12 protein-coding genes are annotated in these 18,163 nt (G+C 41.5%); 8 read left to right on the top strand and 4 right to left on the bottom strand.

From position 1 onward, the window contains the following. Positions 1 to 77 precede the first annotated feature (77 nt). Positions 78 to 2,060 (bottom strand): LTA synthase family protein, encoded by a 1,983-nt coding sequence (locus MHI20_RS16475; RefSeq protein ID WP_061418346.1) that lies wholly within the window; start codon positions 2,058 to 2,060, stop codon positions 78 to 80. Positions 2,061 to 2,638: 578 nt separating this feature from the next. Here MHI20_RS16475 and MHI20_RS16470 point away from each other — a divergent pair. From MHI20_RS16470 to MHI20_RS16440, 7 genes are all read left to right on the top strand, one after another. Then, a complete protein-coding gene (locus tag MHI20_RS16470) occupies positions 2,639 to 4,297 on the top strand; it encodes a pyridoxal phosphate-dependent decarboxylase family protein (protein ID WP_217609074.1) in 1,659 nt (552 codons plus the stop codon). Between the two features lie 31 nt (positions 4,298 to 4,328). After that, positions 4,329 to 6,053 carry a methyl-accepting chemotaxis protein gene (locus MHI20_RS16465; protein ID WP_340939903.1) on the top strand — a complete coding sequence of 575 codons (1,725 nt, stop codon included), beginning with the start codon at positions 4,329 to 4,331 and terminating at the stop codon, positions 6,051 to 6,053. A gap of 82 nt (positions 6,054 to 6,135) precedes the next feature. After that, on the top strand, positions 6,136 to 6,522 hold the full coding sequence (locus tag MHI20_RS16460) for a DnaJ family domain-containing protein (RefSeq protein ID WP_041506607.1): 387 nt from the start codon (positions 6,136 to 6,138) through the stop codon (positions 6,520 to 6,522). A gap of 162 nt (positions 6,523 to 6,684) precedes the next feature. Beyond that, positions 6,685 to 8,118 (top strand): PTS system trehalose-specific EIIBC component, encoded by a 1,434-nt coding sequence (treP, locus tag MHI20_RS16455; RefSeq protein WP_008341760.1) that lies wholly within the window; start codon positions 6,685 to 6,687, stop codon positions 8,116 to 8,118. A 15-nt stretch (positions 8,119 to 8,133) separates the two neighbouring features. Then, positions 8,134 to 9,834 (top strand): alpha,alpha-phosphotrehalase, encoded by a 1,701-nt coding sequence (treC, locus tag MHI20_RS16450; protein ID WP_017358786.1) that lies wholly within the window; start codon positions 8,134 to 8,136, stop codon positions 9,832 to 9,834. A gap of 19 nt (positions 9,835 to 9,853) precedes the next feature. Further along, positions 9,854 to 10,570, top strand: a complete 717-nt coding sequence (gene treR, locus MHI20_RS16445) for a trehalose operon repressor (RefSeq protein WP_017358787.1) — start codon at positions 9,854 to 9,856, stop codon at positions 10,568 to 10,570. A gap of 82 nt (positions 10,571 to 10,652) precedes the next feature. Beyond that, positions 10,653 to 11,087, top strand: coding sequence for a terpene synthase (locus tag MHI20_RS16440; protein ID WP_268414555.1), 435 nt, complete (start codon positions 10,653 to 10,655; stop codon positions 11,085 to 11,087). A gap of 98 nt (positions 11,088 to 11,185) precedes the next feature. Here the strand turns inward: MHI20_RS16440 and MHI20_RS16435 are convergent, their stop codons facing one another. After that, complete coding sequence (locus tag MHI20_RS16435; protein WP_340939899.1) at positions 11,186 to 15,466, bottom strand: multifunctional 2',3'-cyclic-nucleotide 2'-phosphodiesterase/3'-nucleotidase/5'-nucleotidase; 4,281 nt, start codon at positions 15,464 to 15,466, stop codon at positions 11,186 to 11,188. A gap of 254 nt (positions 15,467 to 15,720) precedes the next feature. Between MHI20_RS16435 and MHI20_RS16430 the strand changes: the two genes are divergently transcribed. Beyond that, positions 15,721 to 16,239 (top strand): type 1 glutamine amidotransferase domain-containing protein, encoded by a 519-nt coding sequence (locus MHI20_RS16430; protein WP_268355664.1) that lies wholly within the window; start codon positions 15,721 to 15,723, stop codon positions 16,237 to 16,239. Between the two features lie 107 nt (positions 16,240 to 16,346). Here MHI20_RS16430 and MHI20_RS16425 read toward each other — a convergent pair whose 3' ends face one another. Beyond that, positions 16,347 to 16,562 carry a DUF1128 domain-containing protein gene (locus tag MHI20_RS16425; protein WP_008341757.1) on the bottom strand — a complete coding sequence of 72 codons (216 nt, stop codon included), beginning with the start codon at positions 16,560 to 16,562 and terminating at the stop codon, positions 16,347 to 16,349. 75 nt (positions 16,563 to 16,637) lie between these two features. After that, positions 16,638 to 17,993 carry an alanine/glycine:cation symporter family protein gene (locus MHI20_RS16420; protein ID WP_007496593.1) on the bottom strand — a complete coding sequence of 452 codons (1,356 nt, stop codon included), beginning with the start codon at positions 17,991 to 17,993 and terminating at the stop codon, positions 16,638 to 16,640. Between the last annotated feature and the right edge of the window lie 170 nt (positions 17,994 to 18,163).

Below are 18,163 nucleotides of genomic sequence, written 5' to 3'. Positions count from 1 at the left end.
CTATACCCGGTGCCATGTGGATCAAACGTAAAAAGCCCCAGCTGATCTTGGATCGGCTGGGGCCTTAAATGAGAAAGTTATTTGGAAGACGAGCTGGATTCATCTTTGGCGGAAGAGGAATCTTTTTCATCCTGTACTTTCTTTGTGTAGTCATAATCATTCCGCTCAATTGGTGTAAAGCCTTTAGGTTTGTAGAAACGGAGTAAATCTTCCGTGACAATCTTATCAGATGTCTCTAGCATCTTTTTCACCGTTTCGTTTTCTTGTGATGCCTTTTCAGTCGGCTCGATTTTTTCACCTGTTTTGTTGCTGTAATAGTTGTTGCCTACTTTCGTGTAGTCCTTAGACACGAAGTCTCCATTTCTAAATGGCACAAGCTCTTTAAAGTTCTTCGATAAGATATCAGAACCAGACATTAAATAGTTCTTTGTATCATCTCCGAGCAGGTGGAGAAGGGTAGGCGCAACATCCACTTCACCAGAGTATTTATGAATCTGTCCGCCTTTTACGCCTGGCACATGGATAAAGAGCGGCACACGCATAAGCTGGGCATTTTCATAGTCTCCAATTTTTTCGCCAGTCACTTTTTCCATCGCTTCATTATGGTTTTCTGAAATGCCGTAGTGGTCACCGTACATAATGACGACGGTATTGTCATAGAGACCGGATTTCTTCAAGTCATTAAAGAACTGTTCAATGGCTTCATCTAAATAATGAGCAGATTGGAAGTAGTTATCAACGACAGAGTCTCCGAAGTCGCCAGGTTCAAAATCGGTATCACCTTCATCCATACCAAATGGAAAGTGGTTTGACAGCGTAATGAATTTCGAATAAAACGGCTGTTTTAGATTTTCAAGCATTGGCATGGATTCTTTGAAGAACGGTTTGTCTTTCAATCCATAGTTCTTCGTATCTTGTTCATTCATATCGTAGTACTCAGAATCGTAAAATCTGTCATATCCAAAGGACTTAAACATTTCATTCCGGTTCCAGAACGTTTTCGTATTCCCGTGGAATTCAGCGGACGTGTATTGGTCCTTTTTCAAAATGCCAGGAAGCGCCTGATATGTGTTTTGAGCTTTGTTAATAAACACAGAGCCTTGTGATAATGGGAAAAGCCCCGTATCCATCATAAATTCCGCATCAGATGTCTTTCCTTGTCCTGTTTGATGGAAGAAGTTATCAAAATAAAACGTTTTGTTGTCATGGGCTAATGAATTGAGGAAAGGAGTGACCTCTTTTCCATTCACCTTGTAATCAATGACAAAGTTTTGCAGTGATTCAAGAGAAATCGTAATGACGTTCATGCCTTTCGCTTTCCCGTAATAAGTCGGGTTAGGATCAGCGCTGTTCGCCTTTAGATAATTCTCTACATCTGTTACGTCACTTGAATTTGCCAGGGCACGCTGGCTGTTTGATTTCACATTTTGAATGGCATCAAACACCGTAAAATTATAAGCACCCAAGTATTTGACTAAATAATTGCGGTCGAACGATCTTGATAAAAGCTCTGGGCGATCAATTTCTGCTGCGATTAAGTTGACAACAAAGATCAGAACAGAGGACACAAGAACGAGTCTAAACGATTTTGTTTTTTGAACAGGTACAGTCGCTGTACTTGTTTGCTGCTGTCTTTTCATGCGGACTGCGAGTACGATCAAGATGATGGTATCGAGAAAGTAAAACATATCAGTCCAACGCATGAGTGAAAATGCACTATCACCTAATTGTCCGCCATTCGTTCCTGCCTGCATCACTGTAGGCAGCGTGATAAAGTCATTGAAGAATCGATAGTACACAATGTTTGCGTAAAGTAAAAAAGACATGAAAAAGTGAATCACAATGATAGCGGCAGGCTGCCATTTTTTCTTGAACAATAAAGCAAAGCCAAGAAAGAACAAGCTGGAGCTAATAGGATTCACAAAAAGCAAAATATGCTGAAGCACATTTGATATACCAAGTTTAAATTCGATTAAATAAGCTGTATACGTCTTGAGCCATAACAAGATGGCTGCAATTACAAAGAAGCCGAGGCCTCTTTTTTGAATAAATGTTTTCATTTAAACACTCCTTTTCTCCGTTAAACGGAAGAGGCGGAACGAAAGAAAACGAACCATTAGAATATACCATGAAATGCACAAATAGAAAAGTCATAACTGGTGAGCCGGTAAAGCAGCCTGTCCGCGCTAAAAATGGGATGACATCGGAAATGTTCGATCTTCGAAAAACTTTTTATGAAATTAATCCTATTATTGACAGAAAATTCTGGTATTTCCCTGTTGCTATATCAATAAAACAGGTAAAAAGACACAAGTCTAAAGAATTAATTTGATTTCTACAATGGTGCTTTTAGGTGAATTTCCAGTGTTTATTAATGTTTATGCAGGTTAAGTATAAAAAATGAGAGAATGAATGGATGAAATCACTGGATAATAATTCCTCCATGAAAATATATTGATATATTTTATTGCTTCATAAACATAAAGGTTTTGATGTGTAGTGTAAGGGTTTTATTCGTTTTGACGAGCGAACAAATTATCTAAATATACTTAAGCGGACAGTTCGACACTATAAACTTTTGAAACGGGGTCGATATAGACAGTGACAGGAAATCTTCCATTGAAAGGATTGATAGTATATGACTGTACGAGCACAGAACCTCGTTCAGAACTGGTTTCCGAGTGAGGACGGAAATGCAGAAGAGCGGAAAGAACTCATTAAATTAATGGAACAGATCATTTCAGGGGTCGATGACCTGAAGGATCCGAACCGTGCTCACCTAAAAGGTGAAAAGAATCGTGAGGAGGACTTTTACAAAAAGCTCACTGAAACAAGTCAAATTCCGATGAACGGACAACAAGCGGAACTTGTGAATGAAGAATTACTGAAGCTTTTACATAATCATCCATACCACACGAAGTATTTCTTCACGAACATTTTGCCAATGGCAAGTACACCAGGAATTCTAGGCATGCTGACGGCTATGCTGGTTAACGGAAACAACCTATGGGATGTGTATGGACCAGCAGGCGCAGAAGCTGAGGTCAGAGTGGTCTCAATGATGTCTAAGCTCATCGGATATGATCCAAATGTGAGCGGGGGCTACACAACATGGGGAGGTCAAGGGGCTATTTTCTCGGGGCTTCGTTTAGCAATTTCGAAAGTTGCACCGGAGTCATTACGAAAAGGTGTCCCGCAAAATCTTTATGCGTTTTGTTCTGATGCAGCACATTACAGCTTATTTAAGTCAATGGAAGCAACAGGGCTTGGCACAGACAACTTAATCAGAATTAAGACGAATAAAGATCATTCGATGGATATGGAAGATTTGCGTTGTCAAATGGAACGTGTTGCCCAAAATGGCGGAATTCCCGTTTATATTGTGGCAACAACCGGAACAACAGATGCCATTGCAATTGATGATGTCAAAGGGGTGCGTGAAACAGCAGAAGCCATTGCTGAGAAGTATGGTCTCAAGGTGCCGCATATTCATGCAGATTCGGCGCTTGGTGGATTCTTTGCTTTCTTTAATGAGTATGATGTATCTGAAAACCCGCTGCAATTCTCAGACGGTGTTCTTCGTATGCTAAAAGAAATCAAAGCGAAATTTCAGCATCTTTCTCTTGCTGACACGATGTGTTTTGACTTTCAAAAACTCGGACAAACACCATACACATCTAGTTTATTCTTAGTGAAAAACGCTGCTGACTTAAAGCGCTTGGATCTAGAAGAACAAGAAACACCATACGTTGGACATAGAGGATACGGGGAATACCATACGGGTTATACGCTTGAATGCTCAAGAATGGGAAGCTCCATCAGCATGCTAAGTGTTCTGCTAACGTTTGGAATTGAAGGATACCAGCGCTTGCTCGGTCAATTTTTAGAGGTGAACCTTGCATTTAGAGAAGCACTTCGTCAGGAAATTCCACAAGCAGAAGTCGTCAATGATGACAATGTCGGAATGGCTACATTGTTTAGAATTTACCTAGACGGCTCTCCTCGTTTTAAGGAAGAAATATCTGGAGAAGCAACTGCTATGGAAATTGAGCGCAATAATGATTTGAACAAAATCCTCTTTGAAAAGCTTGGAGAGAAAAGAGACGAAATGTTCTTTGGCGATACAACGAAGTTTTTACAAGTCAATGCCAAAGAAGGTCAAGAATTCTATCTAAGTGTGAGTAAATTTTTTGTGATTTCACCTTATACGTTACCGGAGCATATCCCTCATATCGTATCTTATTTAAAAGATGTGATTGCATCTGTTTGTGGACAATTTGAAAGTGTAGAGGCTTAAATTAAAATTGAGAGTGGAGATGTAGAAAAAAATGGCGAAACAAAGGAAGTTTGGAGGACTTACGATATCCTCCAAAATCATGTCAGTCGTTGTCGTAACATTACTCGCAACCGTTGCATTATTCGTTCTAACATTTTATTTAGTTAGCCAGGATTTATCTTCCCAATTATTAAAGCAATTTGATTATCGATTAACAACAGATATTGATACAGCGAAAAAAGAAATCGATAATATGGATGGAAATGTCCTTAGCATTAGCGGGAAGGATGATCCTATTTATGTGGAGATCAAAAAGAAATTCACAGAACTACAAAAAGATCATACGCTTGAGAACTTATACGTGTTATCAAATAAGGGCGGCAAAGAAAAAATCATCGTACTAACAGGGGAAGACAATGATTTTGATCAAGATTATGTCTTTTCAGATGAAATGAAACAAGCTCTTTCTGAAGATAAAATGGTCAAAAGTGATATTTACGTTGATTCGTATGGGACTCATAAATCCGTCTTTTTACCAATTAAAGATTCAGGCGGTGAGCTCACGGGGATTTTAGGAATCGACTTAGATGCGTCTGTTGTTCCAGAAACAACGAAAAAGCTGACAATTTATATCACAGTAGCATCTGCCATTGTGCTCATCTTCGGCCTACTCTTCTCATTCATCATGGGAAGAAGAATTGCAAAACCAGCACGTTCATTAATGGAATCAGCGGATCGAATTGCAGATGGTGATTTAACTGGCATGGTAGAAGTTCAAAGTCAAGATGAGATCGGTCAATTAGCGGCTTCCTTCCAGAAAATGCAGGGACGGATCAAAGAGCTTATTGGAAAGATCTCAAACTCATCAAGTGAAGTGTCGAAAATGTCTTCACAGCTTCGCACAGTGACAACGGAATCTAGTCAAAGTGCACAACAAGTGTCAGAAGCGATGACGAATATGAGTGAAGGAATCAATGATTCAGTCGCAAACATTACAGACTGCACAACATCTGTTGCGGAAATCGATACTCAAATCGAAGGCGTGACAAAAGAAGTGGATGAAATGAAATCTGTTTCATCAGAAGTACAAGAGCAGTCAGAATCTGGTCAAAAATTGGTGCAGCATGTGCTTGAACATCTCAACATGTTACACGACATGATGACAAGCTCAAAGCAGGCGGCAGAAGAATTGCAATCACATTCAACAGAAATTGAAAGTGTCATCTCCATTATTACGGACATTTCAGCGCAAACGAATCTGCTTGCATTGAATGCTTCTATTGAAGCCGCACGTGTAGGAGAAGAAGGAAAAGGATTTGCTGTTGTGGCTGATGAAGTCCGTAAGTTAGCTGAACAGTCAGCTGATGCAGCTAAAACGGTCTCAGACTTAGTCATTGGCACACAGGAAAATAGTCAGCGTGTCCTTGAAAGCGTGGAGGAAAGCAGTAAAGCAGTGGAAGAAGGCCGTGAGCAAATGAAAGGCACCTCGCAGAACTTCGCTGGTATTTATGATGGAGTGTCTCAATTTGCAAGCAGAACGAACAATTTGCTTCAATCTATTCAGCAGGTAGAACGAGCATATCAAACAATTTCTACATCGATTGAACAAATTTCGGTCGTGTCAGAAGAACATGCGGCAAGCTCTCAAGAAGTAGCGGCAGCAACAGAACAACAAAGTGCTGGCATGCAGCAAATTTCAAGTGCGATTGAACAGCTCTCTGACATGTCAGAGGACTTGGCACAAATGGTATCTACTTTTAAAATCGACAAAAAATAACGAGAAAGCTGGCTCTTGTGAGAGAGTCAGCTTTTTTGCTATGCTTAACCAAAATATCAGACGATCTGAAAGGAGACGTGTCATGGATTTTGCGCAGAGATTGTCAGAAGAACGGATCAAAAAGGCGATGGACCATGGAGCTTTTGAAGGACTTGCAGGCTTTGGGAAACCTCTGCCAAAGGATGATGCTGCTCATGTACCAGAAGAGCTGAGGATGGGCTATCGAATCATGAAAAATGCTGGCTTTGCCGGGGAAGAAACAGCTTTGAAAAAAGAACTAATGACGGTCAAAGAGTTACTGAAAACGAGTATAGATGGAGAAGAAAGAAAAAAACTCTCTATCGTATGTGAGGAAAAACAAAAACGCCTCGATGAACTCACATCCAAGCGCCAAACGTTTGCTCGACCAGCCTCCTCCTTTTATAAGAATAGGGTCTACGAAAAACTAACGGAGCATAAAAAAAGATGATGACACGCTGCCTCTCTGAGCACATTGAGGGAGCTTTTTTTATGAAAGCGCTACATTTTCTTATTGACTACATGTATATACAAATATAAAATATGAGGTGAACATGTATATACAAGTTTTGATTCTTTTTTCTTATAAAAAAACGGTCTCGGAGGGGATAGCATGGCTGATTATCAGACAGCGGCAGATCAGATTGTAAAAGCCATTGGTGGGAAAGAAAACATTGATCAAGCCACACATTGTGTGACAAGACTTCGTTTTGTGCTAAAAGATGAAGGTAAGGTGGATGAGAAAGCACTAGAACAAATTGATGAAGTGAAGGGATCTTTCTCAGCGAATGGCCAATACCAAGTGGTCATTGGTCAAGGAGTGGTTAATCGGGTTTATGCCGAAATGGTCAAACAGACGGGAATCGGCGAAGCGACAAAAGAAGACGTCAAGCGTGCCTCTGATCAGAAATTAAACCCACTGCAGCGTGCGGTGAAAACGCTTGCGGATATCTTCATTCCAATCCTTCCAGCTATCGTGACAGCCGGTTTATTGATGGGGATTAATAATATTTTAACAGCTCCTGATATTTTCTTTGATCAAAAATCCATTGTGGATGTGTATCCGGCATGGGCGGATTTAGCAAATATGATCAACTTGATTGCAGGTACTGCCTTTACCTTTTTGCCAGCATTAATCGGCTGGTCGGCTGTCAAGCGGTTTGGAGGAAATCCGCTTTTAGGGATGGTCCTCGGACTGATGCTTGTACATCCAGATCTGTTGAATGCGTGGGGGTATGGAGCGGCGGAAAAGACAGGTGACATTCCTGTCTGGAATTTGTTTGGACTTGAAGTACAAAAGGTAGGTTACCAAGGGCAGGTTCTTCCGATACTTGTCGCCTCCTATTTACTCGCAAAGCTCGAATTATTTATAACAAAAAGGACACCTGAAAGTATTCAGCTGTTAGTTGTTGCACCAATTACATTACTACTCATTGGATTTTTATCATTTATCGTCATTGGTCCCGTTACATTTGCGATCGGAAACGTTTTAACATCTGGACTCGTCACAGTATTTCAGCAATTCGCAGCACTTGGCGGCCTTTTATATGGCGGATTATATGCAGCGTTAGTCATTACAGGCATGCACCATACGTTCCTAGCAGTCGATATTCAGCTGATTAACTCAAAACTGCACGGCACGTTCCTATGGCCAATGCTCGCACTATCTAATATTGCTCAAGGATCAGCGGCACTTGCGATGATGTTTGTCTTAAAAGATGAAAAGCAAAAAGGGCTCTCGCTGACATCAAGTATTTCTGCTTACTTGGGGATTACTGAACCGGCGATGTTTGGGGTGAACTTGCGCTATAGATTCCCGTTTATTTTTGCCCTGATCAGTTCAGGGATAGCTGGTATGTTTATTGCCTCACAAGGGGTACTGGCAAGTTCAGTCGGCGTTGGAGGCATTCCAGGAATCTTCTCGATCATTCCGAAATATTGGGGGGCATTTGCCATCGGAATGGTGATTGTGCTGATCGTCCCATTCATTGGTACCCTTTTATATGCAAAACTTAAGAAGAAGGATGTATCACAAGAACTTAACTAGTGGTGGTGAAGGAAATTGAATCAACAAACAAACGAACCGTGGTGGAAAAAAGCCGTGGTCTATCAAATCTATCCGAAGAGCTTTTTAGACACAACAGGCTCTGGTACAGGTGATATCAATGGTGTGACGAAAAAGCTCGACTATATTAAAGAGCTAGGGGCGGATTGTATTTGGCTGACTCCTATGTATGAGTCACCACAGCATGACAACGGTTATGATATTAGTGATTATACAAAAATCCATGACATGTACGGCACAATGGCCGATTTTGAGCACATGCTGAAAGAAGCACATGAACGAGGGATTCGTGTCATCATGGATCTCGCTGTGAACCATACATCTATTTTCCATGAGTGGTTTCAAGCCTCCCGAGAGTCGAAGGAAAACCCGTATCGAGACTATTATATTTGGAAGGAGCCGAAAGCGGACGGCTCTCCTCCGAATGACTGGCAGTCAAAGTTTGGCGGGCCAGCGTGGGAATTAGATGAAGCGACAGGTGACTATTATCTTCATTTATATGATGTTACCCAGGCAGACCTCAATTGGGAACATGATGAAGTGCGCAGGAAAGTATATGACATCATGCACTTTTGGTTTGAAAAAGGGATCGATGGATTCAGACTGGATGTCATCAATAACATTTCAAAGGATCAACGCTTTTTAGATGATGCCGGGCAATCAGTGCAAGGTGACGGGCGTATGTACTATACAGATGGGCCGAGAATTCATGAATTCTTGCATGAAATGAACCAGGAAGTGTTTTCGAAATACGATAGCATGACCGTGGGGGAAATGTCTTCAACGAATATTGCAGACTGCATTCGGTATACAAGACCTGATCGGCAGGAGCTGGATATGACGTTTAATTTTCATCATTTAAAAGTTGACTATCCTAACGGTGAAAAGTGGGCCATTGCGCCATTTGATTTTCTAGAGTTGAAATCAATTCTGTCAGAATGGCAGACGAAAATGCATGAGGGCGGCGGCTGGAACGCACTATTTTGGTGCAACCATGATCAGCCACGCATCGTGTCTAGATACGGTGATGATGGCACGTACCATCAGCAATCAGCGAAGATGCTGGCGACCACCATTCATTTGATGCAAGGCACTCCTTATATTTATCAAGGTGAAGAAATTGGGATGAAGAATCCTCGTTTTGAGGACATTTCGTCATACCGCGATATCGAATCACTTAATATGTACGAAGTCATGCTTGAAAAAGGGAAAACAAAGGAAGAAGCTTTGGCGATTTTACAGGTCAAATCAAGAGATAACGCAAGGACACCTATGCAATGGACGTCGGAAAAAAATGTGGGGTTCTCAAAAGGTACGCCTTGGATTGAACCAGCTCAAAACGGCATTTCAGTAGAAGCTGCCTTAAAAGATGAGACGTCGATTTTTTATCATTATCAAGCCCTTTGTAGACTTCGCAAAGAACTTGATGTAATCACCTATGGGAGCTTTACTTTACTGCTTTCAGATGATCCAAAGGTGTTTGCATATGTCCGAGAAGGCAAAGATGAGAAGATCCTCGTGATCAACCATTTTTATGCAGGCGAGACGGACTTTACACTTCCAGATGAGCTTGCAAAGGATGTCAATGAAATGGAAGGGCAAGTCTTGCTGTCCAATTATGAGGATGTGCCGGCAGATATCAAGGGATTTACGTTGCGCCCATATGAGTCAATCGTTTATCATTTAACCAAACGCTAGTAAATGGGGCGGAGGGAAAATGAAAGAGAATAAGTTTCGAGTGATTTATGATCAGCTCGCTAGACGAATTGAACAAGGTGAATGGCAGGATAAAGGCATCCTCCCATCAGAACATGAGCTATCTGTCATGTATGACACATCCCGTGAGACGGTGAGAAAGGCATTAAACATCCTTGTGCAAAATGGCTATATCCAAAAAATTCGTGGGAAAGGCTCAGTATTGCTGAATCGGGAGAAAATGCAGTTCCCAGTTTCGGGTCTTGTCAGCTTTAAAGAGCTTTCCCAAACGCTTGGGCGAAAGACGGTAACAACGGTTCATGAGTTCGGTTTAATCAAGCCAGATCAGTATATTCAGTCTCAGCTGAAAATCAGTGGGCAGGAGGACGTTTGGGAAGTCATTCGCTCTCGCAATATTAGCGGAGAAGAAGTCATTTTAGACAAAGATTACTTCTTGCAAAAACATGTGCCGTTCTTGTCTAAGGACATTTGTGAAGGATCGATCTATGAGTATATTGAAGGAGAACTTGGGGTCTCGATTAGTTACGCTCAAAAGGAATTTGTGGTCGAGCCATGTACTGAAGAAGATGAGAGGTATCTCGATTTGAACGGGTTTGATCATGTGGTGGTGGTGAAGAATTATGTGTTCTTGGAGGATACGAGTCTATTCCAATACACCGAAAGCCGCCACCGGCTAGATCGTTTCAGGTTCGTGGATTTTGCTAGAAGAGAGAAGTAGACAGGGACGAGGCCCTGTCTATTTCAGGTTGTAGGGAAACAAGGGATTAAACAATAACGAGAGCAACATCTCAGGAGGAAAAATGATCAGACTGAATAGACCACTCAAATTACGAGATTTAGAAATTTTTAGCGTGATGAAAGGTCACAGGATTTTATGTTATGTCATCATTGAAGACACGCGAAAACCGTTTACGGAAGAAGATAGAAAATTAGAGCCATTATGTTATATGGATGAAGAAGACATTCAAGCGATTTTGAATGTATTTCATATTTCAATTATCAGTGATGAAACATTAAATGAAGAAGATTTAACCCTTGTGCAATCGTACTTTGCTGAATTTGTGAATAACACGAACTTAACGAATTTCATTACGAGAGAATATGTTCAAGAGGATTTATATGCCGTTGATGATGAAGATGATATCACGTTCTTTAATAGGATGCTGCGTCATATAGGGTCAGATGATGTGAAAGAATTTGATGACCGTAATTGGATGTATTTATCCCAAGATTAATAGTGAGATGGAAAAAAGACAAAAGGGCTAAAATAAAGTACATTTTAGCCCTTTGTCCACAATCTGAAAGGACAGAGCCAATGCTCTGTCCTTTTCTTTTAAGATGATACTTTGTTTCGTGTGCGCTTGCGCTGGTAGTAATAAAGGATACCGCCTGAGGCGAGCATGAGCAAGCCAATTAATACCGCTGTATACATCATCGTTGCAGTATTCGGCAGTGTGCCGCCTGGCATGCCGCTTCCATCCTGGCTTGGATCCGAACCGCCTGGAGCAGAAGTTCCACCGTCTCCGCCATTTTGGTCTGGAGCTGTTCCAGCAGCTTCACTTTGATTGAATACGGTGTATTCACTAAAGTGCTCCGTTTTACCTGAGACAATCCCGTTTTCGAATGAACCGTTACTTGTTTTGGCATAGCGGTTTTTCTCACGATCGACATAATAGACACCTGGTTTTTTCGCTTTTTCAGGCGCATCTAATGTAAAGAACAGTGTGACGGGATCTTTAAAGGTAGACACATTTTTCTGATCTTGTTTGATTTGGAAATCGTATGTGTCGGTTAATGCATTTTTCACCTTATTTGTTTTTGCCATTGATATATTTGCTTGTTGCTCTGACAAATTGGAGAGCGGTAATGCTAGACCGACTTTGTCATGATAGATGGTGACGTTTGGATCTTGCTCTCGTTTCTTCAGTTCAGCTACTTGCCCTTTTGATAGAGACAATTGAACCTTTTTCGCTTCGGTTGCTTTGTCTAAATAGAGCAATGTTTTGTTCGTATGCTGCACATACGTTTGGAATTTCTCATCATCTTGAATGTCATAGACGCCTTTTCCTTTCAAGCGAGGAAGGAATACTTCTTTCACTCGATGGTCGATGACTGGAGAAATATGACCGTCTGCCTGTTCAATTTGCTCTTTGAAAATTTCATAGTCAACATAGCCTAAGTCTTCACCATGAGACGCTTCTGTAAAGACGCTGTAGCCATCACCGCCTGTGCCGACAAATGCGTTAGTCGCCACGCGGTATGTTTTCTGATCATCAATGTCAGTCAGATTGCCCTTTTGATCTTTCAATTTGACATCAATCAGTCTGCTGCCAGCTGGTTTACTCAGTGTAAACGTATATTCAATACCGGCTACATGAGGGAATGCGCCTCCGCCTTCTTCAATGCCTGAAAGACCTTGTTCAAGCGCTTTTTTAATTTGACTGCCTTTTAAATCTGCGACATATAGTGTGTTTCCAAAAGGCATCACAGTTAAAATATTCCCTAATGTGATATCTCCTTTTTCAATGCTGCCTCGAATACCGCCACCGTTTGTAATGGCAAGGTCAGCACCAGCAGATTCTTGTGCTTTCTTTAACATGCCATCTGCAATAAAGTTTCCAAGGTTCGTTTCCTTTGCACGGACGTGTTCACGCTGTCCATCTAAGAAGACATCTGACGTCCCGACTTTTTCGGTTTTTAAATCTTGGATATCTGCCTTGTACTGATCAAGAATCGCTTTTGCGTCCGCATCTTCTTTCACAGAGTCGTCGATCGTGATGAGGTCAAAAGTAGATTCTTTTGGCTGTACGACGCCTTTTTTGTCAAAGGCCACGTCTACTTTTCCTAAAAATTGTCCGTAGTCTTTTACTTGTGCAACAATCGTTGGTTCTTTTTTATTGATGACCTTTAATTTTTCAACAAGGGTGTGGGTATGACCACCAATGATGAGATCAATGCCATCTACTTTTTGAGCCAGTTCTAGATCACGGTTATAGCCAATATGTGTGAGCGCAATAATTTTATTGATTTTTTCTTCAGTTTGAATGGTTTTGACTGTTTCTTTTGCTTTTTTGTATGCATCTTGAAATTGAATGTTGGGACCACTGCTGGATGTAATCGCTGTGTCTTCAGTGGTTAGACCGAATACAGCGACCTTTTCACCATTTACATCAAGTAGAATGTAAGGGTAAATGCCAGCTTCTTTTTTCTCACCAGCTTTAAATGTTGCTGGTTTTTTCACTAAGTCGCTTAACTGTTTTTCTTTAGAGACATCTACGTTTGATGACACGATCGGGAAGTTCGGTTTTTCAAATTGATGACGGTTTTTAGCATCTACGCTGGATGCGTCACCTGTCAGGAATTGACGAAGGACAGATGGACCTTTGTCAAATTCATGATTCCCAAACGTCATGGCATCGTATTTCATTAAGTTCATCAGTTTCAGATCGGCAAGTCCTTGCCATTTTGTGAAATAGAGATCACCAGAGAAGACATCTCCAGCGTCTAATAAAATATTGTTTTCGCTTTGGGCGCGAACTTCTTTGATCTTGGTTGCGCGTCTTGCTGCATCATCCAGATGGGCATGTGTATCGTTTGTATGCATCACCGTTAAATGCCAATTGTCTGTTGCAGGTGGTTTTGTTGTACCATCATCTTTAAACGCTAGCTTGTATACGCCAAGTCCGTCTGTGCTGGCATTCCGAATAAAGTCGACGCTGTTTGATTTCTCTGCGAACGGTTTTGCAAGTAGAGAAGATTCAAAGGTGACTGTTGCGCCTTTTACTGGTGCAATGGACCAGTTTTGATCTGCGCTTGGGTTAATGGTTTTTTGTTCAATAATATAATCCATCAGCACTTGGCGGTTCTCATCTGCTGAGGCAAGCACGACTTTATCTTGTGTGAGGTGCGGGAAGCCTCCGCCGCCAGATGCACGGTAGTTGTTTGTCACGACTAAAAATTCTTGATTGTCAGAAACGGGTTTTCCGTTGTAAGACAAGTTTTTGATGCGGTTCACACTAGCGTTAACAAGTGTGCCTGTTGTGCTGTATTTAGCAGGCTGTGTGACATCTACTTGGTACGTCACACCATCAATCACATCAAAATTATATGAGCGGTATTCTTCGTTTAAAATAGGCTGTTCATTTGAAGTATTTGGTTTGATTTGGTTAAACTGACCTGCAGACATTTCAAGCCAGTCTTTTACTTCACTGCCTTTTAGTTTTACAATCTGTACGGTGTTATCGTAAAGATAGAGATCGCCGATGTTTTTAATCGCTAAATCACCTTTTGCGATATTTGTATAATAGTTCACACCGTTGCGTCCGCCGGCTTTAAATGGCGCACCCGCAGAGAGAATCGGCAAGTTTTTGTACGAAGTATCTTTCATTTTTTCTTGTGCATACCATTTCTGGGCATCTGTCACGATTTGAATAGAAGGGTCATCCATCACTTGAGCGAAAAAGCTGTTAATGTCTGCTTCTGTTTTTCCAACTGGCTTTCTGACGTAATCTAGGGTGTTTTGGTGAGTTGTTTGAATGGCATTTTTCACTGTACTGTTTTGAGATGTCACCCCGGCAACGGATTCGATTTTGCCTGTTCCGTCTGTGACTTTCCAGTTGCTGCCGTCTGGCTCTAGCGTTAAATCAATGACCCCGAGGTAGCTTCCCCAGTTTTTTGACATGACGACAGGAATGCCATTAATGGTTCCTTTTGCGACATCAAATTTGTCTACGCCGCTATATTCAGCGCTTGGGAATGTGCCATGCTGGTGGCCAGACACAATTGCATCAATGCCTTTTGTTTTCGTGGCAAGGTCAAAGATCATATTTTCTGATCCTTTAGGTGAAGCTGTTTTTTCAATTCCTGTATGAGCAAGAGCGACGATGACATCTGCGCCTTTTGCTTTCATTTCTGGAATGGTTTCATTGGCAGACTCTACAATATCTTGCACTTGAACTTGTCCATCTAAATGTTTCTTATCCCACGTCATAATTTGTGGTGGTACGAATCCTATGTAACCGACTTTCACAGTTTGGGAGGCTCCGTTTGCATCTTTAAAGGTTTTATCCTGAATGACATAAGGAGTAAATCGGTGTTCTCCGTTTAACTTTTTGACGTTCGCATTGACAATCGGGAAGTTGGCGCCCGCAATGGTACCGTCAAGAAAAGATAAACCGTAGTTAAATTCATGATTGCCGAGTGTACCTGCATCATATTTTAATTTGTTGAGTGTATGAATAATGGGGTGAACCTTTGTTTGATTGATGATGCTGTCTTTTTCATTTTTATAAACGTATTCTCCAAGAGGGGTTCCTTGAATCAGGTCTCCGTTATCAACAAGGAGTGTATTGGGATTTTGTGAACGGTGCTTGTCAATCAGCTCGGCTGTTTTTGCCAAACCGAATTCATTTGTTTCTTTGTCACTGTAGTAATCATAATTCCTCATGTTCGCATGAACATCCGTTGTGGCTAAGATACTGACCTTTACGGCACTGCCGCTTTCTGTTTCTGCATGAGTAGGTACTGCTGGGAGAATGAGACTAATCAACATAATGGAAGTGAGCAGAATAGACAGGTTTTTCCTTCGTTTAGACCTATGTGCTTGCTTCTTCACCTGATCTCCGCCTTTCTAATTTTTTTGACCACAATACCTATTGTAGAAATGTTTCGTTAACTTTTGTAGTTATTTTTTGCAGATTATTGTAAAGATAACATAAATCATACGAATTACCTTGTTAAGGGAATGTGAATGAGTCTAAATGCTTATTTTTCCGAAAGGGGGTTTTCTCATAGGGATAGGATGTTTGATTTCAATTGGCGGGGGTATAGTGTGTAGTGTAAACGATAATCAAGCAGGAGGGTTTCTACATGGGTAAGAAAATTGCAGTTGTCTTAACAGATTACTTTGAGGATGTTGAATTCACCGAGCCTGCAAAAGCCTTTAAAGACGCAGGCCATGAGATCACAGTAATTGAAAACGAAAAAGGAAAAATAGTGAAAGGAAAGCAAGGAGAGGCAGAAGTAAGAGTCGATGCGTCTATCGATAACGTGAAACCAGAAGACTTCGATGCACTTCTGATTCCTGGCGGCTTCTCACCAGACATTCTGCGTGCGGATGATCGCTACGTGCAATTCACAAAAGCCTTTATGGACGAGAAAAAACCAGTATTTGCGATCTGTCATGGACCGCAATTGCTTATTACAGCGAAGACGCTGGAAGGAAGAGGCGCGACCGGCTATACATCCATTCAAGTAGATATGGAAAACGCAGGCGCCAAATTCAAAGATGAAGAAGTTGTCGTTTGTCAGGATCAGCTTGTCACAAGCCGTACACCTGATGACATTCCAGCATTTAACCGTGAATCATTAAAACTGCTCGCCAAATAAGTAGTTTTGACAGGATAAACAAAGCCAGCACCTTGCGAGGTGCTGGCTTTTTCTGTGCATGGATGTAAGAAAGCGGCGTCAACCGCAATTCAGTATCAGGTGCACGATTATTTTCTTAAGCTTTTCAGCTCGCTTGCAATGGCTTGCATTTCACTTGGGCTGAATGAAGATTTTTTCATCACCATTTGGTGAAGAAATTCAATATCTTCATACTTATCTGGACTGAAGTCTTCGGCTTTGATGACTCCAATATTCAGCATATTGAGCTTTTGCGAAATGTCTTCAATCAGCTGATTGACTTCAGCCGCTTTTTGCTGTGACAAGGGCGGCACGTCCTTTCCTGCATGTGTCGAATAATATGTCTATTTTAACAGAAAAGCAAAAGAATAAAAGGGCTATTATGACGACACTGAAATGTTTTTTTCCTTTTTCTCCTCTTTGATCTTATCAATGATTCGTTTGGATTCAAACACCACAACACCTGATAAACCGATGAGTCCAATTAAGTTTGGAATGGCCATCAGTCCATTGAGCATATCTGCTACGCCCCAGACGAAGTCATTCTTAAACACGGCACCGAAAAAGACAGCTATCACAAACACGATGCGGTAATACATGACGTACGAATCCTTCGCCAAATATGTAAAGCATTTCTCTCCATAATAGGACCAGCCAATGATGGTTGAATAGGCAAACAGGAGCAGCCCGATTGCCACGATGGTTGAGCCAGCTGGACCGAGGAAGTGAGCAAAGGATAACGAAGTCAGCGCATCACTTTTTTCTGTTAAATACATATCTGCCATGACAATCGTAATGCCAGTGATAGAACAAACAATGATGGTGTCAATAAACACTTGCGTCATAGAGACGAGAGCTTGACGGGCAGGCATATCCGTTTTCGCAGCTGCAGCAGCAATTGGTGCTGATCCAAGACCAGCTTCATTGGAAAAGACTCCTCGTGCGACACCCCAGCGAATAACGGTTCCAATTGCACCACCTGCTACGGCTTGACCTGTAAAGGCATCTGAGAAAATAAGACTGACTGCGCCAGGAACAAGATCAGCATTCATGACAAGAATGATAAGCCCGCAAATGACGTAAAATAAAGCCATGACTGGTACAAAAATAGATGTCACTCGGCCGATACTTTTAATTCCGCCTAAAATCACGAGTGCCGTAAAGGCGGTAATGATGATACCTGTTACCCATGTTGGAATTTGAAAGGTTGAATTCATGACGCCTGAGATGGAATTAGACTGTACCAGGTTGCCGATCCCAAAGGCAGCACTGGCACCGAAAACAGCAAATAGCACCCCTAGCCATTTCTGTTTTAAGCCATGCTCTAAATAGTACATAGGTCCACCAGACATTTCGCCTTTTTCGTTTTTGACCCTGTATTTTACAGCCAGAACAGCTTCTGCAAACTTGGTGGCCATCCCGAAAAATGCAGCAAACCACATCCAAAATACTGCACCAGGACCACCTGCAATGACAGCTGAGGCAACACCGACGATATTCCCTGTACCGACAGTTGCAGCAAGAGCCGTCATTAATGCTTGGAAATGGGAAATATCTCCCTCTGAAGTTTTGTCTTGTTTTGAAAAAGCGAGCTTTAAAGAATAAGGAAGTAATCTAATTTGAATGAAGAGAACGCGAAAGGTGAGGTAGATTCCAGTACCAACAATTAAAATCAACAGGGGAGGCCCCCACAAAAAATTGTTCATCGTCGTGACAAATTGCTCAATGATTCCCATCTAATGTCCCCCTTTGTTTGTGTAATTCTCCTAAAGTTTCTCCTGTTTTTGTGTAATTTGTCAATGCCGATGGGAGTTTTTCTTGCAAAGTTTCCAAAAGAAAAAGGGCTTGATATGATAGAGAAAAGGTTTTCCAAAGGGACTCTTAGGGAAAAGATAGGAGGAGAATG

Origin of the sequence: Bacillus sp. FSL K6-1106, from assembly GCF_038005245.1 — a bacterium.
Lineage (GTDB): Bacteria > Bacillota > Bacilli > Bacillales > Bacillaceae > Bacillus > Bacillus altitudinis.
Note: the sequence above shows the minus strand (reverse complement) of the source record. Positions and strands in the feature narration are given on the sequence as shown.